Here is a 24,267-nt window from a genome sequence, read left to right on the forward strand (position 1 = left end):
GAGGCATGACTATTCAGCGCAAAAAAATCACAGTAGTCGGTGCCGGATTTACCGGAGCAACAACCGCTCTAATGCTTGCCCAAAAGGAGCTTGGAGACGTTGTGCTGGTTGATATTCCTCAATTGGAAAACCCGACTAAAGGTAAAGCACTTGATATGCTGGAAGCGAGCCCTGTTCAAGGCTTTGACAGCAATATCGTCGGAACTTCAAACTACGAAGATGCGGCAGGTTCAGACATTGTGATTATTACTGCAGGCATTGCCCGCAAGCCGGGAATGAGCCGTGATGATCTGGTCAATACCAACGCTGGAATCGTGAAGTCCGTGTGTGAAAATGTGAAAAAATATTGCCCTGATTCCATCGTCATTATTCTGAGTAACCCGGTAGATGCGATGACTTATGCTGCATATAAAACACTAGGATTTCCTAAAAACAGAGTTATCGGCCAATCCGGTGTCCTGGATACAGCGCGTTATTGCACATTCATTGCGCAAGAGCTAAATGTATCCGTTGAGGATGTCCGTGGTTTCGTTCTTGGTGGCCACGGAGACGACATGGTACCACTTGTTCGTTATTCAAGCGTTGGTGGTATTCCAATTGACACATTGATTCCGGCAGATCGCATTGAATCCATCGTACAACGCACACGTGTTGGCGGCGGCGAAATTGTCAATCTGCTGGGTAACGGAAGTGCCTATTATGCCCCAGCCGCTTCACTGGTTCAGATGACCGAAGCCATTTTGAAGGACAAAAAACGGATCATCCCAGTGATTGCTTACTTGGAAGGCGAGTATGGTTATAACGACTTATTCCTCGGTGTGCCAACCATTCTGGGGGGTAACGGGATTGAGAAAGTATTTGAACTCGAGCTCACACCTGAAGAAAAGGCGGGACTCGACAAATCTGCGGATTCTGTTCGAAACGTCATTTCAGTCGTGACCATATAAGTTTGAAAACTTCTTGAACATGAAAAGTGAGAAAACCTCCGGAAACCCGGAGGTTTTCTTTTCTTTGGATAAGTTCCCCAGTATAATGGGATGTGATGTATAGCACACTGAAAATAATGAGGAGGATGGAAATTTTGACAATGATTATGTATTTGCTCCATATCATTGGAGCGCTATCCATGGGGTTCTATCTGATCTTGCCGTTCGTTGTTGGTAAGATCCGCACGCTGAATGCTGCGGCACAGGAAGGCGCATTCACATCGGTTCGTTCCTTGAACCGCATCGCCCAGTATGGATTGGTTATCCAGCTTCTCACAGGCGGATATCTGATGACCAAGGGTGAGTATTCTTACCTGTGGATGGGTGTCGTTGTTGTTTTATTGCTCGCCATTGCTGCCATTGGCGGTATTATGGGTAAACCGCTGCGTCTCGCAGCAGAAGGTGTGAAAAGCAACCGTGATGTGAGCCCGGAGCAGGGCAAGATTCGTACGTTCAGTACAATACTGGCTGTCCTCTTGCTCATTATGGTTTATCTTATGGTTGATCGGACGATCATCTAACTAGTTATCTGCAAGATTGTTGTTCGATACAGTCTGTTAACCTGAATATAAAACGCTTGCATGGAATGCGGGTAGACAAGCCCGACAGGGTAAATTGTGTTAGTAATAAAAATAGACAACCCACGGGGCTGTCTATTTTTATTTGCTTAACATATTGAATTAAGTAAGGCTGACTGAATGAGCAAATACAGCATTGCGTCCATTTCGTTTGGACTCGTATAATGCACTATCGGCATCCCGAAGCAAGGATTCAAGTGAATCCGTTTCACTGCTATACTGGGCAACCCCAAAGCTTGAAGTAATCGGAACAAGACTTCCCTCCACATCAAGAGGGTCATTCAGCAAAGCGACACGTAACTGCTCGGCTAGCTGCTTTCCATCCTGAAGAGCTGCATTCGGCAGGGCAATGACAAATTCCTCTCCGCCATACCGGGCGAACACCATTTCAGAGTTCAAATAACGATTACATACCGAGACGACATGAACAAGGGCCTGATCTCCAACTTCGTGTCCATAAGTGTCGTTGATCCGTTTGAAATGATCGATATCAAATAGAATAAAAGTTGCAGGCTGATGGCTAAGCTTTGCCTCGTTCAGTATTTCACGGCCTTTATGCAGGAACTGCGTTCGATTGTATATTTTGGTCAAACCGTCGAAATAAGCGAGCTGCTTCAATTGTTCTTGCAGAAACCGCTGCTCCGTAATATCGATTAGCATGATCAAGCTTCCAACGGCCTCTCCGTTTTTGTTATACACATAAGATGTTCTGACCTGATAACAGACCGTCTGCCCATTCAACTGCCAATAGAGATCCGTCTGCAGGCCTTCCCTTCCGTATTCCACGGGAAAAGTCTCTCCGGCCAGTGAAAGCCAGATATCATTCAGCGGCTGTCCAACCATGCTTGTCTCCAGTTCAGGAAGCATATCGCGCAGCGCTTTGTTGTAATCGACCAGACGATTCGAACCATCCAGAACAATAACGCCCTCGCGCATGCTCTCAAAGATACTGTCTTTGGCTATAGGAACGATGGTCAAAAGACGAGAAGACAGGATTGCCCAGATGTACATGGATGAAGTGACACACATGAGTACCGGCACAGGATCCATTCCTCCTGGCGTCAGTCCCATTAAATAAAGAAAGGCACCCGTCATCGGTATCAGTTGGGATGTAATCAATGTAAGCAGCTGACGGCGATACATTTTCTTGGTGTGTTTCCATTGCGCAATGAGGATCAGACACGCACATAACAGACATGAAAACGTAAATGCTCCGTGAACAACATACCATTGACCTGCGGCAATATCCATCAGAGGAACAGAACTATCCGTTCGAAGCCATACTTTTTTATAGAACAAATGGTGATAGTCATTGGTTGCCACCATAAAGAGCGTAATCGTCGGAATGACGAACAACGCTGCAGTAGCCTTTTTCGATAGTGACTTGCCCGTATACTGGATCATCAGGATCAAGCCGAGGGAAGCAGAGAAGGGCATGCCCATGTACTCCACTACCGTCCAGAATTTCATTTGTTCCAGTGTATTGCTGGCGAGCTCGATGGCATAACCAAAGGTATAAACGGATAAGGCAGCCGTATAGAGCATAAATACGTTGGCTCTTGAAATTTCTGCTCTTCTAAAATAGGTGTATACACACAAAAAAACATTCAGGACGGCTGAGGTGGTTACAAGGGATATATAAGCGTTAATGTGCGATTCCATTGTTTGGCTCCATGTCAGATTGAGAATCTGTTATTTGAGATGCTTGATCGAACGCAGGATATATACCGGGTATAAGGTACTAAAATCACATTTGTATACTGTACATTGTACATCAGCCCAAGCGGCATAGGAATACAATTTGTGTCATGAAACAGGTCATTATCGAAAATTAATCGAAATTTGGTGTAATCTATAATTCATCCTATTTTCTGTTTGACCTCCAAAAGAGAGTGGTAAGTAAGTATCGAGACAGCCGTAGTGAGTTTTGGATGATGTCAGCTGCAGCAGGAATAATCTGCACTGTTCATGCCATCCTACAGAATGAGAAGTTTACAGCCATTCATTTTGAGAGGAGAATGTGAAATGTCAACCAATACACAATCGCAAAAAACGATGCCAGCACAACACCAGGACCAGCGTCCCGGAATTGAATCGGAGATGCACCCTAAGCCGGAGTTCGAAAAACCGCAGTACAAGGCGGCTGACAAATTATTGGACAAAGTTGCCCTTATTACCGGAGGTGACAGTGGAATCGGACGTGCCGTTGCCGTTACGTATGCCAAAGAGGGCGCGGATGTAGCCATTGTATACCTGAGCGAGCACCAGGATGCAGAAGAAACCAAACGTCAAGTGGAACAGGAAGGACGCAAGTGTATCCTGATTGCCGGAGACATTGGTGATGATTCATTTGCCAAGAAAGCTGTTCAACAGACGGTGGAGCAGTTAGGCAAGCTGGATATTGTGGTTAACAATGCAGCCGAGCAGCACCCACAGCAGCAGCTGGAGGATATTACGCCTGAACAGCTGGAGCGGACGTTCCGCACCAACATCTTCGGGATGTTTTATATCACGCAGGCAGCCATGCCACATCTGAAGCAAGGCAGCACAATCATCAACACGACGTCCATCACAGCCTATCGAGGAAGTCCAACTCTGCTCGACTATTCGTCCACCAAAGGAGCGATCACGTCGTTCACGCGTTCCCTGTCCATGAATGTTGTTGAAAAAGGCATTCGTGTAAATGCTGTAGCTCCAGGCCCAATCTGGACACCACTGATTCCATCGACATTTGATGAGAAAAAGGTGAGCGAGTTCGGCGCTACGCAGCCGATGAAACGTCCTGGTCAACCGGATGAGCTGGCTCCTGCATATGTATATCTCGCTTCGGATGATTCATCCTATGTGAGTGGACAAGTCATTCACATCAACGGTGGCGAAGTCGTTAACGGATAAAATGATGCTCGGTTCGAGTTAATACTTTCAACTCACATATCTAAGAACGTATCGTTCAGCTAATGCGGGCGGTACGTCTTTATGTTTTTTTGACAATGTTCCCAAATTCCTGTGCTATGTTTACAAAAGTCAGGATCAGAAATGATAGTTACATGATATTCTTGATACATGTTCTCCTGGACCTCGTACAGCAAAAGTACTTCATGTCGTATCTGTTTCAATTAGAAACCAATTTGTCCCTTAGGCAACTGTGATATGATAGACGGAACATACCTATCGGGAGGATACAACATGAAGATTAGCAAACAAAACGCAGCACATTACATATGGGGTACACAGTGTGATGGATGGCATCTCGTGCAGAACGAGGGTTTAAGTATTATTCATGAGCGCATGCCTGCAGGAACAGCTGAAATACGTCATTACCATAACGTAAGCCGCCAATTCTTTTTTATCCTTAGTGGAGTGGCGTGCATGGAGCTTGATGGCGTGGAGTATACACTTGAGCCGCACGAAGGACTGGAGATTCCACCGGGAGTTCCTCATCAGATGCAAAATACAAGTGCAAATGAAGTAGAGTTTCTAGTTGTTTCACTGCCAGGTACACGTGGCGATCGGATAGAGTTAACTAACCTATAATTGAGATTAACTAAAAAGGAAGAGATTAATGAGACCGTTTCGAGTTCGCCTTTCCATCATCATGATGATATTGATTGGTGTATCCGTTATTGTGGCTGGATATACGATGGGCAGAGTATTTAAAACAACACACACCACGGCACTGGAGCAAACGATGGTGCGCGAAATCAATTTGCTCAAAGCAACGTTTCCTTTCCACGATGCGACCGATCCAACCTCTGCAGAAACAAGAAAGTACTATTCGGATCGGGCAGGCGAGCTGGAAAAGCTCACCGATTCCAGGGTAACGTTTATTAATCGGGATGGAACGGTCATTGGAGATTCAGAGAGTGATCCCGCTACAATGGATAATCACCTGGACCGGGAAGAAATCAAGGGTGCAGTCGGCGATGGTTATGGCCAGTCCATCCGATTTAGTGAGACACTGGGAGAAGATATGTTATATGTCGCTCTACCCGTGAACTCGGATCAAAGTGACATGGTCGAAGTGCCAGGCGGAGAATTCGATGGTTACATCCGATTATCGATGAGTTTGGCTGCTGTGGACCAGGGATTACAGCGCGGCTGGTTAATCATGTTTGTAGCCTTGGGACTGTTGTTCCTGATTGTGGCTCTGGTCAGTTACCGGGTTGCTCGGGGTTTAACCTCACCGATTGAACACATCACGAAGGTAGCTCACCGAATTACCAAACTGGAGTATGATGCCAGGGTAGAGGTCACACGCAGAGACGAAATTGGACAGCTTGGGCTGGCGATTAATGGAATGGCTGACAGCCTACAGACACAGCTCAAAACGATTCGTGATAATGAGGCATTACTCCAGAGTGTCCTCGCCAACATGGCAGGCGGCATTGTCATGATTGATGCGTCCCAATCCATAGCACTGGTTAACCGGGAAGCAGAGCGTATGCTTGGTATTCAATCGGAACGCGTGACAGGTAAACCCTATATTGAATTGAAGAAACATTATGAATTAACGCGGACGATAGAAGAAAGTGTAGCTGTTCAGGAACGGATGCATGAGGAGGTAAGTATTTTTAACCCGGAGGAACGCCTGATTCGTATTGACGGTGTTCCGATGACCGAAGATGATGGCGGATACCGCGGGATGCTGTTCCTTTTGCAGGATGTTACGGCGATACGCAGACTGGAGTCAATGCGCAGTGAGTTCGTTGCGAATGTTTCCCATGAATTGAAGACTCCTGTGGCCGCGGTCAAAGGGTTTGCTGAGACGCTGCTCAGCGGGGGAGTGCAGGACAAAGAGACGGAACGGTCATTCTTGCAGATCATCTATGACGAAGGCGATCGATTGAACCGGTTAATCGGGGATATTCTGGAGTTATCCAAGATCGAATCCAAGCGGGCACCGCTGCAATGTTCTCCTGTACATGTGCATTCGTTCTTCGAGATGGTTCTGGGTACACTATCCAAAGTGGCAGAGAAGAAGCAGATTCGACTGCAGATGTTTGTGCCTGAGGAGCTGTATATCGAAGCCGACGAGGATAAAATGAAACAGATCTTCATTAACCTGCTCTCGAACGGGATTAACTACACCCCTGAGGGTGGACGTGTCAAATTACAGGTGTCGGTCGAGCATGGTGAAGCCGAGGAACAGGTGGTATTTGCAGTATCGGACACCGGAATTGGTATTCCGAAGAAGGACCTGCCGAGAATTTTTGAACGTTTCTACCGGGTAGACAAAGGAAGATCACGCAACTCTGGTGGTACCGGGTTAGGATTGTCCATTGTAAAACATCTGGTTGAGCTGCACCACGGCAAGTTATCGGTTGAGAGTGAACTTGGCATGGGTACAACGTTCAAGGTCATCCTTCCCCTGATACAGGATGAAGAAATCTAGGCCTGAAGAAGTGAATTGTAAAATCGAATAAATTGCTTTACACAGCGTTAACAAATAAGTGCTATGATATAAAAAGTGTTGTGGCAACAGACAACCTATAAGGAGAGAAGGGGTATCATGGCACAGCGTTTGCTAGTTATTGAAGATGAACCTACATTATCGAGATTGCTTACGTACAACCTGACACAGGAAGGTTATGACGTTACCGCTGAGGATCATGGATCTTCAGGATATGACCGTGCAGTTTCGCAGGACTTTGATTTGATTCTGCTGGATCTGATGCTGCCCGGAATGAACGGTCTTGATATTCTGAACAAATTAAGAGTTCAGGGTGTAACTACACCCGTCATCATCCTTACGGCGAAGAACGGTGAAGCCGAGGTGGTACAGGGTCTGAAATCCGGAGCTGACGACTATATCACGAAGCCCTTTGGCGTGTCGGAACTGCTGGCCAGGGTGGACGCCGTATTAAGAAGATATTCCAATGGTGATGACCTGCCGCAGCCAGAGGACAAGGATGGTTCACGAATTGTATTGGGCGAACTTGAGATCTATCCACTGAAGTATGAAGTGACGCTGGGTGGACAATCCATAAGTCTGCGTCCCAAAGAATTTGAAGTTCTGCTCTACTTAGCCAAGAAGCCAGGCGTTGTTCTTACACGTGATGACCTGATGAATGCGGTCTGGGGCTTCGATTATATTGGAGGCCAGCGCACCGTAGACGTTCATGTAAGTTCATTGCGTAAAAAGCTGGAGCTGGACCCGGAATCCGTACACATTGATTCCATTCGAGGTGTAGGTTATAAACTGGTTGTAAAAAGAAAAACTCCCCATCATTCAAGTTCGTAATGATCGGGGAGTTTTATTTTACGTTCAATTTACATAAACCTTTATTTTCCTTTACATAGAGAGAGTAGCATGAACTTGTCCGAGTGATTCTTAGGACCTACATAACCCATCTCAGGACGGAGCTCATACGTAAAGGAGATTGCGCATTTATGCCCACGTTGCTCGAAGAGAAGCCTGATCTATCCGTAGTAGATACATATAAGCATGAGGATGATTCGATTCGTTTAACTCCGGATGATCTTACAGAATTAACCCTTAACAACCAGGTGTCCATTCGAGAATACTGCCGTCAGGTTCCCATGGTGGGGGTGCATATCACCTGTGGAGAGGCTGCCAGCATACTGAGCCAGGAACAGAAATATCCATGTGTTGTATTGGGTGACGATCAGAATCGCCCGCTGGGGTTATTGATGCGGGAAACCTTGTATCGAATACTGAATGGGCGTTTCGCCGCTGACTTGTTTTATCGCAAGTCCATATCGCATGTTGCTAATTCATCTCCGGTAGTCGTGGATGTACTAGCTCATGCGCCAGAAGTGATTGATGTAGCCTTGTCACGTAGTGAGGATCATTTCTATGATTGCATCATTGTAACGGAGGAGAACAGGCTGCTTGGTGTATTAACCATGCGGGATCTCATGTCCCTTTCCAGAAGGATGCAGAACCAGGCTGGAGAAGAACGTGTTCACACCATTACCGAGAGCCAGAAAGAAATATCCCGGATTCATGAGTCGATTACGAAACTGGTTCAATCCGCTGGAAAGGCGGGAGAAGATGCGAAGCAAATTATTCAATTGTCTGAACAGGGCGCAAGCAGTCTCATGCAGGTTGAGGCTTCGTATAACCGCGTACATCAGCATATGGGGGGACAGCGCAAGCATGCGAATGATATGCTGACCTCAATAGAAACCGGAGCGGGCATGGCACGTTCCATTCGTTCTCTGGCCGATCAGAGTGCGTTGCTTGCGATGAATGCTTCCATCGAGGCAGCTCACGCTGGCGAGTATGGGCGAGGCTTCCAGGTTGTTGCCAGCGAGATTCGGGCCTTAGCCAAACAAACTCGTGAGGTTGCGGGAGATATGTCCTCATTACTCGAAGGAATCGGTGAATTAACCAGACAAACCGTTGAACTGGTTCGCGCCAGTGCTGCTGAAATTGACGACAGCTCCGTACATGTTACTGAAGGAAGTGCAGCTTTCAATCGTTTAAACTCCGCCGTGGAAGGTATGCTGCATATTGCTGCCAACATCGCAGAGGAAGGCAAGCAGACTGGAGAAGTGGCGGATTATATCCGAAAAAAACTGGATTCTATGATTTCTGGGGGAGAATTGTAAACAAAGATAGACATCATTTACCATCTGTGATCGGAATGGGAAGGTCATGGCTTGTTGAAGGATGTCTTTTTACATTCCGTTAACATGAAAGTGATACTCTTTTTACAATAAGAAGGTAGGATATTAAGGATGACCGAGATGTTGAAGATTATTGATCTGGCCTCGGCCTCAACGTAAAGGGAGCTTGGTTTGTCCCTCCAGCGAAGGAGAAGTGAACATCCATGAAGGAACTCATTCACATTGAAGGACTTAATTTGTACTATGATACGCATCATGCGCTTAAAAATATATCAATGGACCTGCCGGAACGAACCGTAACTGCATTCATTGGACCCTCAGGTTGTGGTAAATCCACGTTGCTCCGTACATTAAACCGGATGAATGACATGATTCCAGGAGTACGTGTCGAGGGACAAGTTCTGCTCGATGGATCGGATATCTACAGTAATGAAATCGAAGTTGAAACGCTGCGCAAACGAGTAGGCATGGTGTTTCAGCAGCCCAATCCTTTTCCAAAATCAATCTATGATAATGTCGCATACGGCCCACGTTTGCACGGTGTTACCCAGAAGGCGGAGCTGGACCAGTTGGTTGAGCAAAGTCTTGTGCACGCTGCATTGTGGGATGAAGTCAAGGATGTACTCAAAAAATCGGCGCTTAGTCTGTCCGGCGGTCAACAGCAGCGACTCTGTATTGCACGAGCCCTCGCGGTACAGCCTGATGTACTGCTGATGGATGAAGCCACTTCGGCCCTGGACCCCATCTCGACATTAAAGATCGAGGAACTGGTCAAGGAACTGCACAACAAGTACACCATCGTCATGGTAACCCACAACATGCATCAGGCTGCCCGCGTATCGGGTAAGACTGTATTTTTCCTGAATGGTGAAGTTGTGGAGGCCGCTGATACAGAAACGCTGTTCTCCACGCCCCAGGATTCCCGAACCGAGGATTATATATCCGGACGGTTCGGTTAAGCAAGCTGAATTCGAACGAACCCGGCGTATCCGGAGATGATGGACAAGGGGGATATGGAAACCTATGATTCGCAGGAAAGAATTTGATCAGGAGCTTGAAGAGCTTCGCATTTTGCTTCGGCAAATGGGTGAGCATGTAGGAACGGCATTGGATGGTGCCATTGAGAGTTTACGGACATTGGATGCTGAGAAAGCTCAGGTCATCATCAAGAATGATGCGAATCTGAATGCGCTGGAAGACAAAATCATGGAACTGGGCTCCAAGCTCATTATTACCCAGCAGCCAGTCGCGAAGGATTTGCGCCGTATTATTGTGGCGTTCAAAATCTCAAGTGATCTCGAGCGTATGGGCGATCTCGCCTTGGACGTTGCCAAAGTGACGCTTCGTATGGAAGGCCAGGAGCTGATTAAGCCACTTGTGGATATCCCGCGTATGGCGGAAATCGTCAAAGAGATGATTGATGAATCCATCGAGTCGTTCCTGAAGGAAAATACGGATCTGGCTTACAAAATGGCACAAACGGATGACCAGGTGGACCAGCTGTACAGTCATATGATTGGCGATCTATACAGTTTCATGACCTCTCATCCAACTCAGGCCTCTCAGGCCATGCTGCTCATGTTGGTAGGACGGTATATTGAACGCATAGGCGATCATGCAACCAACATTGGGGAGAGCACGGTTTATCTGGTAACAGGTAAGCGTCCGGATTTGAACCAATAATCAGTAACGGCAAATCAGTGGAATTGGGGACGATTTGCTGCAAAAACAAGGGACTTTCTCCCGGCAGCCTGCAAACAACAGGCTGTCTGTGGAGAGAGTTCTTTTTTTGCTGGATGGAATGTGTAAAAAGATGCCCAATCTTTTTTGTTGTAACAGGTGTGTATGTTATCATGAGAGTAGATGTACTTGAGGGTTTGACCATACGATACGTGAGGTGCTGGAATGGAAAAGTTTATTCTCATAGATGGAAATAGCATTATTTACCGGGCGTTTTTTGCAATGCCTCCTCTGACGAATTCGAAAGGATTGCATACCAATGCGGTGTATGGCTTCACCACCATGCTGCTCCGATTGCTGGAAGAGCATAAGCCGACCCATGTCATGGTGGCATTTGATGCCGGTAAGGTCACTTTCCGACACGAGGGGTATCAGGAGTATAAGGGTGGCCGCGAAAAAACACCACCTGAGCTGTCGGAACAGTTTCCATTACTCAAAGAATTGCTGCAAGGATTGGGTATTGCCCAGTTTGAGCTGGCCGGGTTTGAAGCGGATGATATCATCGGAACGTTAACCAAACGTGCAGACGAGGCTGGAAGACAGGTATTGGTTGTATCGGGTGACAAGGATATGCTGCAGCTTGCCTCTGAACATGTACATATCGGTCTCACGCGCAAAGGGGTAACGGAAATTGAACTGTATGACCCTGCTCAAATTAAGGAACGGTATGGTCTGACGCCACTCCAAATCATCGATCTTAAAGGCCTAATGGGCGATGCGTCGGATAATATTCCGGGTATTCCGGGAGTTGGAGAGAAGACTGCCTTGAAACTTCTGCATCAATTCGGTTCTGTCGAGGAAGTATTGAACGGCACAGGTGAATTGAAAGGTAAAATGAAAGAGAAGATTGAGGCACATGCCGAAGATGCCCGGATGAGCAAACAGCTGGCGACCATTCACCGCGAAGTGCCACTGGAACAAACCTGGGATGACATGCAGTTCGCCGGGTTAAAAGAAGAACAGGCAGGGCCAGCACTGGCCAAGCTTGAATTCAAATCCTTGCTTGAACGCTTGTCATTCAGTGGGAGTGCAGGCTCTGCAGCTGAAGCGGTACCGGCTGCCGAAGTGGAATCCACGATTGCTACAGAGGAGAACATAAGTGAGCTGTTCAGTTCCCTGGGTTCCATTGATGTACTGCACGTGGAGACACATGGGGATAACCCGCACCAAGCAAAATTGATTGGACTTGCTGTAGGTTCCGCTGGAACCTATACGTTCATATCTCCCGAAGTGCTTCATTCCGAGGCAGCGGCTCCAGTGCGGGAATGGCTTGGTAATTCAGAACAACCGAAACGCGGGTATGATCTGCACCGCGTCGATCTGGCTCTGCACGCGCATGGTCTTGAATTCGCAGGAGCATCCTTCGATGTGCAGCTTGCTGCCTACTTGCTTGACCCGACGGAATCCAATCAGACCATTAGCGGCTTGACTTCGAAGTATGGCTTGCCTTCCCTGGCTGAAGACGACACGGTTATGGGTAAAGGTGCAAAATACAAGGTGCCTGATGTAGAAATACTGGGCGATTTTCTGTGCCGGAAGGCTGCTGCCGTGGCTGCCATTATTCCTCTTCAGGAGCAGGCACTTGAGAATGATGAGATGAACGCGCTCTTTCACGAATTGGAGATGCCGTTATCACGCATTCTGGCAGACATGGAGAAACAGGGGATTAAAGCGAATACAGCAGATCTGCAGGCCTTGGGACGTGAGTTCGAGGAACAGATCAGCAGGCTGATGGCGGAGATTTACCGACTATCCGGTACAGAATTCAATCTGAATTCCCCAAGACAATTAGGTGAGATCTTATTCGATAAACTCGGCCTTCCTGTGGTGAAGAAAACCAAAACAGGTTACTCCACCGATGCAGAAGTACTGGAGAAGCTGGCTCCTTATCATGATGTGGTCAAGCATATTCTGCAATATCGTCAGCTTGCCAAACTGCAATCCACTTATGTGGAGGGCTTGCTTAAAGAGATTTCTGATCGGGATGGCAAGGTGCATACGTATTATCGTCAGACCATTGCTGCAACGGGACGACTTAGCAGTCAATTCCCTAACTTGCAGAACATTCCGATTCGGATGGAAGAAGGACGCAAAATCCGGAAGGTATTTGTTCCTTCCGAGCCAGGATGGTCCATTCTGGCAGCAGACTATTCTCAGATTGAACTGCGTGTACTGGCCCATATTTCGGATGACGAACGGCTCAAGGAAGCTTTTGTTCATGACATGGATATTCATACCAAAACAGCTTCTGATGTATTCGGAGTGAAAGCCGAAGAAGTGGACAGCGACATGCGTCGTTCGGCCAAGGCTGTTAACTTCGGAATCGTGTATGGCATTAGCGACTACGGGCTGTCCCAGAACCTGAACATTACCCGCAAAGAGGCAGCCCAGTTTATCGATCAGTACTTTGAAGTGTTCCAGGGCGTTCGTCGATACATGGACGAGATTGTGAAGGAAGCACGCCAGGATGGCTTTGTCAAAACGCTGCTGGAACGCCGCCGCTACCTGCCGGAGATCAATGCAAGCAATTTTAATCTGCGTTCCTTCGCTGAGCGTACAGCGATGAATACCCCGATCCAGGGGACAGCCGCAGATATTATCAAGCTTGCCATGGTGCAGATGGATGAAGCGCTGCGTGAACGCCAATTGAAGAGCCGCATGCTGCTTCAGGTACATGACGAACTTGTATTTGAAGTGCCTGCGGACGAGCTGGAGCTGATGAAGGAGCTTGTGCCTTCCGTTATGGAAAAAGCATTGGAGCTCTCGGTACCGCTTAAAGCAGAAGTAAGTTTCGGGGAAAACTGGTACGAAGCCAAATAACCAACCGGCATGTATTTCCGTTTATTTACAAACATTTCCTCACAAGGATTCGACATAAGAAGGGGTCCCGCTGAAGCTCAACTTCCGTTATAATATAGGGGAGGTGAGAACATCATGCCGGAATTACCGGAAGTCGAAACAGTCAGAAGAACATTGAATCAGCTTGTTGTAGGTAAGACCATTGAACGCGTAACCGTTAACTTGCCGCGCATCATTCAGCGGCCGGACGATATAGAAGCATTTGCACTGGAACTCGCAGGCCACACCATCATCGGAGTGGAGCGCAGAGGGAAGTTTTTACGGATTTTGTTGGACGGGCTGGTACTGGTCTCCCATCTCCGGATGGAAGGTAGATACGGTGTATACGAGCACCACGAAGAAGTAGAGAAGCATACCCATGTTATCTTTCACTTCACAGATGGCACGGAATTGAGATACAAAGACGTACGTCAGTTTGGAACCATGCATTTGTTTGCAGCGGGCGAAGAGCTCGTATCCAAACCTTTGTTGAAGCTCGGCCTTGAGCCGCTGGATCCGGCATTTACCGTGACTGCATTTCGTGAAGCTGTTGGTAAACGGACAACCAAAATCAAGGCTGTGTTGTTAAATCAGGCATATGTCGTTGGCATCGGGAATATTTATGTGGACGAAGCCCTTTTTCGCGCAGGCATTCACCCCGAAACCATTGCCAAGACGTTGACTGAAGCCCAATTGACAGTGCTGCACGAGGCCATTGTAGCTACGCTGCAGGATGCCGTGAATGCAGGTGGATCCTCCATCAAATCGTATGTTAATGGACAAGGTGAGATGGGCATGTTTCAGCACCAACTGAAAATCTATGGTCGCAAATCCGAGCCTTGCACAACGTGTGGTACATTGATTGAGAAGAGCGTTGTTGGCGGTCGCGGGACGCATTACTGTCCGAAGTGCCAACCACTAAAATAACCCAAAGAAGATACAAATTGAAATTGTCGTTTACACGTTTACGGAGAGGGCAGAAAAAAACTGGAGAAGCGAAGCGTTCACCTACAAGCTTTCTGCAAGAAAGCTACATCGAAAGCATAGGCTATCACCGGATTTCCCCTTGGGGGAACGAAATATAAAAAATCTGGGGATAACAGTGATCGGAAGTTTAATCTGTCATCATAGTAATAAGTGTAAGCTGCAAGCTTTAATTTGTACCGGAATGAACGAAATGATTAAAACGTAGCACCCATGGATTACTCCCTCCATATACTGATATGGCAGAAATAAGCGGGCGAATACCTACCTGTAACGGTAGGTGGAAACGAGTTCCCGCACAGGGGAGGAATCCAGGGTGCTGCATCATTTTATTTCATTGCTGGCGCTTGCTTTGGCGCTTAGTTTAGATGGTTTTGGTGTCGGGATTACATACGGGCTGCGCAGGACGAAGATCCCGCTGTTATCCATTGCTGTCATCTCTATTTGTTCGGGGTTGGTCATTGCGTTGTCCATGCAGGTAGGAGTATTGCTATCCCATGTGGTATCTCCTGATGTGGCTTCGTTCGTTGGTGCGGTTATTCTGATTGCCATCGGTGCGTGGTCATTAATTCAGTTGATCCGTAAACAGGGGAAGGATCGCCTCGATTCGGAAGAGGGAACGGAAGCAGTCGGAGATGAAGAGCACGCAATCGATGCAGCGCCGGTCAAAGGCAGAAATCAAGTGCTGGCACTTGATCTTGAATCATCTGCATCCGGCGGATCGCTGGAACGCATGGTATTTACACTGGAACTGCGGAAATTAGGTGTTGTCATTCAAATATTACGGAGTCCTTCCAAAGCGGATATGGACAATTCGGGAAGCATATCTGCTCAGGAAGCGATGTGGCTTGGAATCGCGCTGTCACTGGATGCCTTCGGTGCAGGGCTCGGAGCTGCTTTGCTCGGTTTCCCCACATTGTGGACTGCACTTGTCATCGCGCTGTTCAGTGGCGCATTTCTGTTAATAGGCATGAAAGTTGGATTGCGCTTTTCAGCGCTGCGCTGGATGAGAAGACTATCCGTACTTCCTGCGTTGTTACTGATGATTATGGGAATAATGAAGCTGTTATGAGGTGAAACGATGAATATTGGCTTAACCGGCGGGATCGCAACGGGAAAGAGCAGTGTTTCCGTCCTTCTTGCCAGTAAGGGAGCGCTGCTGATTGATGCAGACGTGATTGCCCGGGAGGTCATGATGCCCGGGCATCCTGTTTTGGCTGCCGCTGTTCAGCGGTTTGGACAAGCCATATTAAATGAAGACGGGACACTGGACCGGAAAAAGCTGGGCAGCATTGTGTTTCAGAATCCGGATGAGCGTAAAGCCCTCGAGGCAATCACTCATCCAGCTATTCGGCAGGAGATGCGGGAGCGTGCTGCTGCATATGAAGAGACCTATCCGGACAAGCTTGTGGTATCGGATATTCCTTTATTGTTTGAATCAGGTCTGGAAAAAGGATTTGATGAGGTTGTCGTTGTTTACGTCCCAAGATCCGTGCAGCGGGAGCGGCTGATGAGTCGGGATGGCATGACAGAGGAACAGGCTGACGCCCGTATTAATGCGCAGATGGATATTGAACATAAGAAGCAGCGTGCTGACGTGGTCATTGACAACAGCGGCTTATGGTCGGAGACGGAGCAGCAGGTTATTTCATTTTTGCATCATAAGGGTCTGATATGAAGTTATTGCGCAAGAAACGGGTACTGCTGTTGATGTTTGTTTCATTTGTATTGGTGCTGTTCCTGAATACAAACTGGATGGCGTGGTTTTATCCGATTCATTACAAGGAAGAGATTCGTGCGCAGTCTCAGAGCTATGAAGTGGACCCTTTCCTTATCGCTTCCATCATCAAGGTGGAAACCAATTTCAAGACAAGCAAGGAATCCAGAAGAGGTGCCATCGGGCTGATGCAGCTAATGCCGGATACGGCCAACTGGATCATGGAGCAGGCCAAAATTCCCGGGACCTCGTTAGAGGAGCTAAAACATGAACCGGGCAGGAACATTCAACTCGGGACATGGTACCTGCGTAACCTCTCAGAACAATTTGACGGCAATGAGACGGCCATGATTGCCGCTTACAATGCCGGACCAGGCAAAGTAAGTGGATGGATCAGAGATGGTGTCTGGGACGGCTCATTCGAGACAGTCAAAGATATTCCTTTTGGAGAAACCCGGCACTATGTACAACGAGTCATTTATTATTATAATCAGTATGTAAAGATCTATAATACGTTCTAATCGCTGATTCCTTGGATTATGCGGTAGTCTGGAGTACAATCGGTTTGAATTGAATTTTGATATCTTATGTCTTATTTAATAGTAGAAGCACAGAGCAGGCCGGTTATTCACCGGCCGCTCCATGCTCCTCTGTCTAACGTATTACAAAGCAGATATTATTGGTATTGACCTGCCAATTGCTGTTCTGCAATTGTTACCAGACGTTTCGTGATGTATCCACCGATCGAACCGTTCTCGTAAGAAGTCATGTTACCTTGGTATCCGTCTTGTGGGATGCTGATTCCGAGTTCTTGAGCAACTTCATATTTCATTTGCTCCAGTGCTGCGGAAGCGCGAGTTACTACCAAGTTGTTGGAGTTACCGTTGCTGTTTTGGGCCATTGCTGTTCACCTCCTCGCGGTTGGTAAAAGTATTATGTGTCTTCAATGCGATTTTCATAACTAGAAGTAACAGGGAATTTATGGTAAAAGAAAAACATGGGAAGTGATCTGAGTTGAAATGTCCTTATTGCGCCTATCTGGGTACAAAAGTACTGGATTCTAGGCCTGCTAATGAATCAAAATCCATCCGCCGTCGTCGTGAGTGCGAGCAGTGCAGTCGCCGTTTTACAACGTTTGAAATGGTCGAAGAGACCCCGCTGATCGTGATCAAGAAAGATGGCAGCCGTGAAGAGTTTAGTCGCGACAAAATTCTCCGTGGCCTTATCCGGGCTTGTGAGAAACGTCCTGTCTCTGTAGAGACGCTGGAGATGATGGTTTCCGAGGTGGAGAAGTCACTGCGTAACACTGCTGAAGCTGAAGTGGAAAGCCGCCAGATTGGCGAGCTGTTGATGGAGCAGTTGTTCCCGGTTGATGAAGTTGCCTATGTGCGGTTCGCTTCCGTGTATCGCCAATTCAAAGACATCAATATGTTCATGAAAGAACTAAAATCGTTGTTGTCCAAAGAGGATCTCGACGATTAAAGAAGTGGATTAAGGGAGAAGAGCAGTCTGGGCTTGTAATTATGAGTGTTCTTGTCTGTACAGAGGTTGTTCTTCTCCAAACACTTTGCATTCTGAAAAAGTTATTGACAGCTAAAGCTGCATTTTATATGATATAGGAGTCGCCTGTGGAACATCGCTGAAGCGGACAAGTACATATATAAATGTGGGGCCTTAGCTCAGCTGGGAGAGCGCATCGCTGGCAGCGATGAGGTCAGGGGTTCGATCCCCCTAGGCTCCATACTCGAAAACCTCTTGGATACCAAGAGGTTTTTTGCTTTTTATGGATTTCTTTTCACGTGTCTGTAGCCAAAATGCTCATATTGTCATTACTCCAAAAAATAATCGCATTATAAACTTAAGACGAAGGGCATTAAAAAAACCGGGCGTAGCCAAATTGATAATGGCTCCCCCTAGTACATAATTCTCTTTTCGATTTTTATGTAAACGCTTAAAAAAATGATGGACACAAGCAAAAGACAGATGTTATATTGTTTCTGTAAGAAACAATATAATCTTCACTGAAAATTAAATTTCTTTGGATTAGTGGACATGGTAATGCTTACTAAAGGTGCTCAAGGCTCAATGATGTGATCTCTTGGATGCTTTAGCACCATGACAAGGATGGGATGAATATGAACCACAGTGAGACAACGATTAAATCATTTGACGGAACACAGCTTTATTTCAGTAAGGATACAGCCGAAGATGCGAAGGCAGCCGTGGTCATTGTTCATGGGCTGTGCGAGCATGCCGGGCGTTATGATGAGTTAACGAAGCAATTAAACAAACGAGGCTGTAACGTATATCGATTCGACCATCGTGGTCATGCGAGATCTGAAGGGAAGCGTACATTTTACAGTGACTTTCATCAAATCATCGAGGATGTAAATGTCGTAGTTGAGAGGGCTTTGCAAGAGAGCAGTGACCTCCCAGTATTCGTCATTGGACATAGCATGGGTGGATTTGCAACCTCATCATTTGGCACGAAATATCCAGGCAAGGTCAAAGGCATTGTTTTATCAGGAGCACTTACCCGTTACAATACGAAGGTTGCTGGTGAACTGCCGCTTGATCTTCCTACAGGGACGTATTTCCCGAATGAACTTGGCAGTGGCGTATGCAGTGACCCTGAGGTTGTATCCGCTTACGCAAGTGACCCGCTGGTAGAAAAACAAATTTCTGTGGATCTTTTTAATAGCCTGGGGAACGGCGTAGCGTGGTTAAAAGAAAATGCCAAGCAGTTTGTGGACCCGGTGCTCGTTCTGCATGGAGCAAACGATGGGCTGGTGAGCGAGCAGGATTCACGTGAATTCTACGGAGACATTGCCTCGACTGACAAAACGTTGAAGATCTATGCACATCTCATGCATGAAATATTTAATGAACCGACTAGACATGAAGTCATAGAAGAAGCCATTACATGGATTGAAAAACATATCTAATTTCAGTAGAGTAAAAGAAAGAGAATCTGAAAATGAAAGGGATTACTCATGAAATTAGATTGGATGGGCGACCATCGGACCCTGATTGAGAAAATTATCAAATACGGCAATGCATATTCGAACACCTATAAGCTGCAGCGAAGCTATGGTACGGACGTGATGTTCTCCGCCTCTCAGATCCAGACCCTGGAATATATTCTGGAAGCAGAGGATAAGGAGGAGAAAATGTCAGAGATGGCCGCACGTTTGGGCGTTAGCCGCAGTACATTTTCCAAAAATGTGAAGAATTTGACGGAAAAAGGCTTGCTCGAAAAATATCATTTAAGCGGTAACCGCAAAGATATTTATGTCAAACCTTCGGCGAAAGGGCGCGAAGTATATGCAAAGTACACTGAATTTGTCCGTGAGCTTTGCTTTGACGATATCTTTAAGCATGCTGACCAAATTTTAACAGCCGACAAGGAGAGTTTCATTCGCATTATGGATCTGTTCGCAGATGTGCTGGTTTGGTATGGTGAGAAGGAACAGGAACCGCGCAAACTCATTAAAATTGATCCGGGCAGCGATTAAATTCTAGGGTTACACATGCATCTGCTTAGCAGAAGGACAGAGGGCTGTGAAGCGACATATCAGACGTAGCCATCTCAGATCTGGAATCGATAATTAAACTAAGCTTAGTATAGGAATAAGAAAAATGCCCTTGAACAAGGGCATTTTTCTGTGCAATCGTTTTTTCATCTTGGATAAGGTTGGTTACTATTTAGTGCTATTAAGTGGAATTCGCAAATCTCCATCCGGCTTCTTCGTTGTATAGTTCGATACATAAAGATCAATGTCTTTATCCTTAAAATCTTGGAATACTTCCGTATGTTTATTATCAGAGTCGTTGAAATACAGCGGCGTTAAATATTGCTTTTCTCCCGCATCAAGGAAATACGTTTGGTTGATCCCGCTAAATGTAAGCTCAGGGCTGGACGTCCCAACGTACAGGTTCCCGTCCTTGAGATAATAAGTCCAGTTGATAAGGAACCCTTTGTACTCCCTTGTTACCGTTTGTGGCTGAGTCGAAATATTCGTTAGACGAATAGACGTCTGGTCACCAGCGTGCTCATCAACTCGGTCCTTCGCAATTAAGTTTATGGGTTTGTTGGCCACAGAACTAACATCCATGAGAGACGAGTCGGACTGCTCAAATCGCAGTTCGGTCTGGTTGGGATTCAACGTGCCTTCGAGGGAAACGTATCCTTCCAACACTCTGCCGTCCACTTCCAACTGATAAGTTCGGTATGGCAGTCTGTAGTAGTCTTCTTGGTGATCAATAGTTACTCGAATCTGGGTTGGCGTCACCACTAACCCACTGATTCTAGCCTCTCCATCCAATGACTGCAGTGGAATATCCATTTCTTTCTTGACTGTCCCCGTTTCCATCTGCTGTTGAGACAAGGAGAGATTGACGTTCCAGGTTCCATCTGTTCGCTCTTTCTCATGTGTATACGTGAAGGTGAAATGATCTGCGCTCTCTTTGAACTGCTGCTCGTTAAATATTTGTGTGCTGGAGTATGTTCCGGTTGCACCATTAGTACCGTATATAGGGCTTTCTGTTTCTTTAATCATGTTCCCGTTTGGATCATAAGCTGTGATTCTGGCCCAAGTCTGTTCCTTCAACGCCGTATCAGTGAAAGTCACGTTGGAACGAATCATGATTTGCTCTTCGGTGTGCTGGAAGGATTGTACTTCTACCGATTCGATTCCGTCCTTGTGTATATTGAATTTCTGAGTATTAAAATCTTGGGGATCGAGTGTAATGTCCTCCTGTATGTCTTGTAAATATCGTACACCTGTAATGGAGAATTGAAGATCGGATTGGTTCTCTGACATCACCCAGTCCGTTTCGAAGTATCCCTGATACACACCTTGCTCTTCGTTCCATTGTTGATAATAGTGTCCTTCAATAGGTGTACCTTCACTGTCTTTCAAAACGATCTGATCATATCTGATTTCTGCTCCGTCTGTTTCCATGCCGGGTTTAATCGTATAGAGAAGGACTGTTCGGTTATCATCCACAAAAGCGTTATGCACCGTTAAGGTGACTCCTTGAGCTGTGACGCTTTGTTCAATAGACTGACCATATCCTGCTTGGAGAGCTGACTCAATTCCGGACTTATGGGATAGGACATCACTCCAATCATATTGAAAGGCTGCATATACCGGAGTGGCCATAACCGCTATAGATACACCCAGGACAATAGCAACTTTCGTCTTACCGCGCTGTGATCTTTCCTTGAGCTGATCTGCTACCCGAAGCTCGTCCATCTGTATGCTGTTAAACATCTTATCAAAATCCGGATATTCAATGTGGTCTGAATGTTTCATGTGATTCTTAATTTTGGATTCTGCTGTATTCAAAACGGTTCTCTCCTCTCATGTTAACCTTCTTATAGTACTCCAGTTTCTTTCGCATCAATTTAAGAGCCTTGTGCAATCTGGATCGAACGGTACCCTGACGTATATTGAGGATTTCCGAGATTTCCGCAACAGATAGATCACCAATGTACCGCAGGGTCACAACACTGCGTAGCTTGTCAGGCAATTGGCGCAATTGTTGCTCCAATTCAGCGAAGGATAACTTAGCCATAACTATTCCATCGACCGAACCTCTAGCAAGAACCTCGTGTTCATGTAAGTTCTGTAATTGGTCTTGTTTGTCATTTTTGACTTTGTTTTTTCGAATAATGTTGAGGCAATGATTCATGGCGATACGCATAATCCAGGCCTTAAGGTGTGTAACATTTCTCCAGTCCTGCCGGAACACAGTTACAAACACATCATGACATACATCCTCGGCATCCTGGATATTTTTGAGCATATACAAGCAGGTACGATATACATCTTTGTTGTAAGAATAGAAGAGTTCGTGCTCGGTCACTTCCGCTGCTCCTTTCTTGTTGGGATATATAATAGACAAGTGAGGGTCAAAAATGATTCACTTTTTTTATCCTGTCTTCCGATGAAGAACGTGCTAAGATAATCCATTATCGTTGTTTCCTCATGAGTTGAACAGATTAACAGTTACCATAAAAGACAAGGGCCGGACAGATCAGAGCAAATAATGACAGGCCGCAAAACAAGTATTCCTCTATTATAGAAATCAAGGAGTGGTCAAACGTATGAACTGGATTGAATCGTTGCAGAAGGCTATACAGTATATTGAAGAGCATCTACTCGAAAATGTAACGATAGAGCAGATCGCAGCACAGGCTCATATCTCGCCTTTTTATTTTCAACGTACGTTTACGCTTTTAACAGATGTTACCGTATTCGAATATATACGGCGGAGACGATTAACACTGGCAGCACATGAACTTGTACAGAGCGAACAGAAAATTATTGATCTGGCGTACAAATACGGATATGACACTCCTGAATCTTTCTCCAAAGCTTTTCGCAGACAGCATGGGGTTGCACCAAGTGAGGTACGAAAAAGCAGCACCTCAGTTAAGTCGTATAATCGCTTGGCTATTCAAGTAAGTTTAAAAGGAGCGGAACCGATGGATTATAAAATTGTTGAACAGGCTGAATTTACGTTAGTTGGAATCAAGCAAGCTTACTCTTATGCAGATGGAGAGAATTTAAGGGAAATTCCTAAAATGTGGGAAGAAGCCTATGCGAACGGAACAGAAGATCGTTTATTGGCTTTGAATAATGGAGCTATCCCAGGATTACTTGGAGTCTGTGTAGATCAGACCGAGATCGAGGAGAAGCAAATGGAGTACTGGATTGGTACAGCTTATCATGGTGAAATACCAGAAGGTTTGTCCTCCTTCACCATTCCTGCTTCCAAATGGAGTGTATTTGAAGTAAAGGGGCCTCTGCCTGAGAGCTTGCAGAATCTATGGAAACAGATTGTTTCCGAATGGTTCCCATCTAATCCTTATGAGCATGCCGGGACACCCGAATTAGAGGTTTATGCAGGTCCTCATCATGCGCCACAAATTTGGATACCGATTAAATAAGGGGGTGAAGGTGATAACTTCGAAATTTCATCATCTGACAAGGGGAATTATAATCAGTCAGGATCAGGTTCTGCTCGCCCATGCCATTGGTCATCAAAATACGTTCTTGCCAGGAGGTCACATTGAATTTGGTGAGAGCGCACCGGATGCCCTAAAAAGAGAAATCGAAGAGGAGCTGGGGTTGTCATGTTACATCGATGGATATTTAGGATCAGTAGAGCATCGGTGGGAGAAAAATAAGGAGCTACATTGCGAAATGAACCAGGTTTTCAGAGTGAAAGTCCCTGAACTGGATGTGTTACAATCTCCTGTATCTCTCGAGTCTCATATTGAATTCTATTGGGCGTTTGTGTATGAGCTTGCTGGGCATCATTTGCAGCCTTATCCATTCCGTAAGTTAATCCCACAGCTTGTCAGAGGAGATACATCGATATGGTGGGAAAGTACGTTGAAGGATGGTATAACAACGGATAATATCGAATAAGGTTCTACTCTAGTTAGGGAAGCGTGAGGAGTTCACACCGTTCAATGTTGTTTTCTAATATTTTGAAGATGGAGGTGTTCCAAAGCCTTTCAATACCCTTCATCAACACCTTATTTCAACATCTTAGTTCAATACCATTTTTTAAAACCATAGATTAACACCTTTCATTAATACCTTTTTACAAGCAACAAAAGTGCCTCAAAAGGCTTGATCCATAAGGGCTTCTGTATCTGGATAAATTTAGATATGGAAAGCCCTTATTTTTATGCAAAATGATAACGCTAAGGTACACATCAGGAAACGCCAAGCCAACACTACATCTATTGAAATACCCATTAACGATCAATACATCCAAATGAGCAAAATCAATATAAACATTACCTATGGCA

At 46.0% G+C, this 24,267-nt stretch carries 23 protein-coding genes and 1 tRNA gene; 20 read left to right on the forward strand and 4 right to left on the reverse strand.

All coding sequences use genetic code 11. From position 1 onward, the window contains the following. The first annotated feature begins 5 nt into the window (after positions 1-5). Together mdh and AC3RCI_RS09525 are read left to right on the forward strand one after the other, a co-directional pair. Positions 6-947 carry a malate dehydrogenase gene (gene mdh / locus AC3RCI_RS09520; protein WP_095288122.1) on the forward strand — a complete coding sequence of 314 codons (942 nt, stop codon included), beginning with the start codon at positions 6-8 and terminating at the stop codon, positions 945-947. A 134-nt stretch (positions 948-1,081) separates the two neighbouring features. Further along, the gene (locus tag AC3RCI_RS09525; protein WP_127536525.1) at positions 1,082-1,507 is read left to right on the forward strand and encodes a hypothetical protein; all 426 of its coding nucleotides are present in this window, start codon (positions 1,082-1,084) and stop codon (positions 1,505-1,507) included. A 159-nt stretch (positions 1,508-1,666) separates the two neighbouring features. On the opposite strand, the gene AC3RCI_RS09530 is transcribed toward AC3RCI_RS09525, so the two are convergent. After that, a complete protein-coding gene (locus tag AC3RCI_RS09530; protein WP_492528725.1) occupies positions 1,667-3,226 on the reverse strand; it encodes a histidine kinase N-terminal 7TM domain-containing diguanylate cyclase in 1,560 nt (519 codons plus the stop codon). Positions 3,227-3,589: 363 nt separating this feature from the next. Here AC3RCI_RS09530 and AC3RCI_RS09535 point away from each other — a divergent pair, with 363 nt between their 5' ends. The 12 genes from AC3RCI_RS09535 to AC3RCI_RS09590 all read left to right on the forward strand — a co-directional run bounded on the left by AC3RCI_RS09535 (position 3,590) and on the right by AC3RCI_RS09590 (position 16,957). After that, positions 3,590-4,459: an SDR family oxidoreductase gene (locus AC3RCI_RS09535; protein ID WP_186812088.1), complete on the forward strand. Its 870-nt coding sequence runs from the start codon at positions 3,590-3,592 to the stop codon at positions 4,457-4,459. A 291-nt stretch (positions 4,460-4,750) separates the two neighbouring features. Further along, on the forward strand, positions 4,751-5,098 hold the full coding sequence (locus AC3RCI_RS09540) for a cupin domain-containing protein (RefSeq protein ID WP_154895955.1): 348 nt from the start codon (positions 4,751-4,753) through the stop codon (positions 5,096-5,098). Between the two features lie 28 nt (positions 5,099-5,126). Continuing rightward, a complete protein-coding gene (gene pnpS, locus AC3RCI_RS09545) occupies positions 5,127-6,956 on the forward strand; it encodes a two-component system histidine kinase PnpS (RefSeq protein ID WP_492528727.1) in 1,830 nt (609 codons plus the stop codon). 117 nt (positions 6,957-7,073) lie between these two features. Beyond that, the gene (locus AC3RCI_RS09550) at positions 7,074-7,805 is read left to right on the forward strand and encodes a response regulator transcription factor (RefSeq protein WP_095288117.1); all 732 of its coding nucleotides are present in this window, start codon (positions 7,074-7,076) and stop codon (positions 7,803-7,805) included. A 149-nt stretch (positions 7,806-7,954) separates the two neighbouring features. Further along, entirely contained in the window at positions 7,955-9,139 is a 1,185-nt protein-coding gene (locus AC3RCI_RS09555) for a methyl-accepting chemotaxis protein (protein WP_492528729.1), read from the forward strand. 221 nt (positions 9,140-9,360) lie between these two features. Next, positions 9,361-10,116 (forward strand): phosphate ABC transporter ATP-binding protein PstB, encoded by a 756-nt coding sequence (pstB, locus tag AC3RCI_RS09560; RefSeq protein ID WP_095288115.1) that lies wholly within the window; start codon positions 9,361-9,363, stop codon positions 10,114-10,116. A 64-nt stretch (positions 10,117-10,180) separates the two neighbouring features. Then, positions 10,181-10,840: a phosphate signaling complex protein PhoU gene (phoU, locus tag AC3RCI_RS09565; RefSeq protein WP_095288114.1), complete on the forward strand. Its 660-nt coding sequence runs from the start codon at positions 10,181-10,183 to the stop codon at positions 10,838-10,840. Between the two features lie 222 nt (positions 10,841-11,062). Next, complete coding sequence (polA, locus tag AC3RCI_RS09570; RefSeq protein ID WP_492528731.1) at positions 11,063-13,717, forward strand: DNA polymerase I; 2,655 nt, start codon at positions 11,063-11,065, stop codon at positions 13,715-13,717. 114 nt (positions 13,718-13,831) lie between these two features. Beyond that, positions 13,832-14,662 (forward strand): DNA-formamidopyrimidine glycosylase, encoded by an 831-nt coding sequence (gene mutM / locus AC3RCI_RS09575; protein ID WP_492528733.1) that lies wholly within the window; start codon positions 13,832-13,834, stop codon positions 14,660-14,662. A gap of 373 nt (positions 14,663-15,035) precedes the next feature. Beyond that, positions 15,036-15,791: a manganese efflux pump gene (locus AC3RCI_RS09580; protein WP_492528735.1), complete on the forward strand. Its 756-nt coding sequence runs from the start codon at positions 15,036-15,038 to the stop codon at positions 15,789-15,791. 9 nt (positions 15,792-15,800) lie between these two features. After that, positions 15,801-16,397, forward strand: coding sequence for a dephospho-CoA kinase (gene coaE, locus AC3RCI_RS09585; protein WP_492528737.1), 597 nt, complete (start codon positions 15,801-15,803; stop codon positions 16,395-16,397). Beyond that, positions 16,394-16,957, forward strand: a complete 564-nt coding sequence (locus tag AC3RCI_RS09590) for a lytic transglycosylase domain-containing protein (protein ID WP_095358995.1) — start codon at positions 16,394-16,396, stop codon at positions 16,955-16,957. Before coaE ends, AC3RCI_RS09590 begins: the two co-directional genes overlap by 4 nt. Before the next feature lie 155 nt (positions 16,958-17,112). Here the strand turns inward: AC3RCI_RS09590 and AC3RCI_RS09595 are convergent, their stop codons facing one another. Then, positions 17,113-17,337 carry an alpha/beta-type small acid-soluble spore protein gene (locus AC3RCI_RS09595; RefSeq protein WP_193722082.1) on the reverse strand — a complete coding sequence of 75 codons (225 nt, stop codon included), beginning with the start codon at positions 17,335-17,337 and terminating at the stop codon, positions 17,113-17,115. 113 nt (positions 17,338-17,450) lie between these two features. Here AC3RCI_RS09595 and nrdR point away from each other — a divergent pair, with 113 nt between their 5' ends. From nrdR to AC3RCI_RS09615, 4 genes are all read left to right on the forward strand, one after another. Beyond that, positions 17,451-17,918 (forward strand): transcriptional regulator NrdR, encoded by a 468-nt coding sequence (gene nrdR, locus AC3RCI_RS09600; protein ID WP_095288107.1) that lies wholly within the window; start codon positions 17,451-17,453, stop codon positions 17,916-17,918. A 186-nt stretch (positions 17,919-18,104) separates the two neighbouring features. Further along, positions 18,105-18,177, forward strand: a tRNA-Ala gene (locus tag AC3RCI_RS09605). Between the two features lie 394 nt (positions 18,178-18,571). After that, the gene (locus AC3RCI_RS09610; RefSeq protein ID WP_492528739.1) at positions 18,572-19,381 is read left to right on the forward strand and encodes an alpha/beta hydrolase; all 810 of its coding nucleotides are present in this window, start codon (positions 18,572-18,574) and stop codon (positions 19,379-19,381) included. A 48-nt stretch (positions 19,382-19,429) separates the two neighbouring features. Beyond that, positions 19,430-19,951, forward strand: a complete 522-nt coding sequence (locus AC3RCI_RS09615; protein WP_492528741.1) for a MarR family winged helix-turn-helix transcriptional regulator — start codon at positions 19,430-19,432, stop codon at positions 19,949-19,951. A 186-nt stretch (positions 19,952-20,137) separates the two neighbouring features. On the opposite strand, the gene AC3RCI_RS09620 is transcribed toward AC3RCI_RS09615, so the two are convergent. Both AC3RCI_RS09620 and AC3RCI_RS09625 read right to left on the reverse strand, forming a co-directional pair. Next, positions 20,138-21,787 carry a DUF4179 domain-containing protein gene (locus AC3RCI_RS09620; protein ID WP_492528743.1) on the reverse strand — a complete coding sequence of 550 codons (1,650 nt, stop codon included), beginning with the start codon at positions 21,785-21,787 and terminating at the stop codon, positions 20,138-20,140. Then, positions 21,762-22,307: an RNA polymerase sigma factor gene (locus AC3RCI_RS09625; protein WP_492528745.1), complete on the reverse strand. Its 546-nt coding sequence runs from the start codon at positions 22,305-22,307 to the stop codon at positions 21,762-21,764. The genes AC3RCI_RS09620 and AC3RCI_RS09625 overlap by 26 nt, the downstream gene beginning before the upstream one ends. A 241-nt stretch (positions 22,308-22,548) precedes the next feature. Between AC3RCI_RS09625 and AC3RCI_RS09630 the strand changes: the two genes are divergently transcribed. Beyond that, positions 22,549-23,394 carry an AraC family transcriptional regulator gene (locus AC3RCI_RS09630; protein WP_492528747.1) on the forward strand — a complete coding sequence of 282 codons (846 nt, stop codon included), beginning with the start codon at positions 22,549-22,551 and terminating at the stop codon, positions 23,392-23,394. Positions 23,395-23,404: 10 nt separating this feature from the next. After that, complete coding sequence (locus AC3RCI_RS09635; protein WP_492528749.1) at positions 23,405-23,878, forward strand: NUDIX domain-containing protein; 474 nt, start codon at positions 23,405-23,407, stop codon at positions 23,876-23,878. Positions 23,879-24,267 lie beyond the last annotated feature (389 nt).

It is taken from the genome of Paenibacillus sp. MT124, assembly GCF_058792755.1.

Excerpts from the sequence above, each read along its gene's own strand:
- mdh (WP_095288122.1), top strand. The coding sequence starts at position 6 with ATGACTATTCAGCGCAAAAAAATCACAGTAGTCGGTGCCGGATTTACC.
- AC3RCI_RS09530 (WP_492528725.1), bottom strand. The coding sequence starts at position 3,226 with ATGGAATCGCACATTAACGCTTATATATCCCTTGTAACCACCTCAGCC.
- AC3RCI_RS09535 (WP_186812088.1), top strand. The coding sequence starts at position 3,590 with ATGTCAACCAATACACAATCGCAAAAAACGATGCCAGCACAACACCAG.
- AC3RCI_RS09540 (WP_154895955.1), top strand. The coding sequence starts at position 4,751 with ATGAAGATTAGCAAACAAAACGCAGCACATTACATATGGGGTACACAG.
- pnpS (WP_492528727.1), top strand. The coding sequence starts at position 5,127 with ATGAGACCGTTTCGAGTTCGCCTTTCCATCATCATGATGATATTGATT.
- AC3RCI_RS09550 (WP_095288117.1), top strand. The coding sequence starts at position 7,074 with ATGGCACAGCGTTTGCTAGTTATTGAAGATGAACCTACATTATCGAGA.
- AC3RCI_RS09555 (WP_492528729.1), top strand. The coding sequence starts at position 7,955 with ATGCCCACGTTGCTCGAAGAGAAGCCTGATCTATCCGTAGTAGATACA.
- pstB (WP_095288115.1), top strand. The coding sequence starts at position 9,361 with ATGAAGGAACTCATTCACATTGAAGGACTTAATTTGTACTATGATACG.
- phoU (WP_095288114.1), top strand. The coding sequence starts at position 10,181 with ATGATTCGCAGGAAAGAATTTGATCAGGAGCTTGAAGAGCTTCGCATT.
- polA (WP_492528731.1), top strand. The coding sequence starts at position 11,063 with ATGGAAAAGTTTATTCTCATAGATGGAAATAGCATTATTTACCGGGCG.
- mutM (WP_492528733.1), top strand. The coding sequence starts at position 13,832 with ATGCCGGAATTACCGGAAGTCGAAACAGTCAGAAGAACATTGAATCAG.
- coaE (WP_492528737.1), top strand. The coding sequence starts at position 15,801 with ATGAATATTGGCTTAACCGGCGGGATCGCAACGGGAAAGAGCAGTGTT.
- AC3RCI_RS09590 (WP_095358995.1), top strand. The coding sequence starts at position 16,394 with ATGAAGTTATTGCGCAAGAAACGGGTACTGCTGTTGATGTTTGTTTCA.
- AC3RCI_RS09595 (WP_193722082.1), bottom strand. The coding sequence starts at position 17,337 with ATGGCCCAAAACAGCAACGGTAACTCCAACAACTTGGTAGTAACTCGC.
- AC3RCI_RS09610 (WP_492528739.1), top strand. The coding sequence starts at position 18,572 with ATGAACCACAGTGAGACAACGATTAAATCATTTGACGGAACACAGCTT.
- AC3RCI_RS09615 (WP_492528741.1), top strand. The coding sequence starts at position 19,430 with ATGAAATTAGATTGGATGGGCGACCATCGGACCCTGATTGAGAAAATT.
- AC3RCI_RS09630 (WP_492528747.1), top strand. The coding sequence starts at position 22,549 with ATGAACTGGATTGAATCGTTGCAGAAGGCTATACAGTATATTGAAGAG.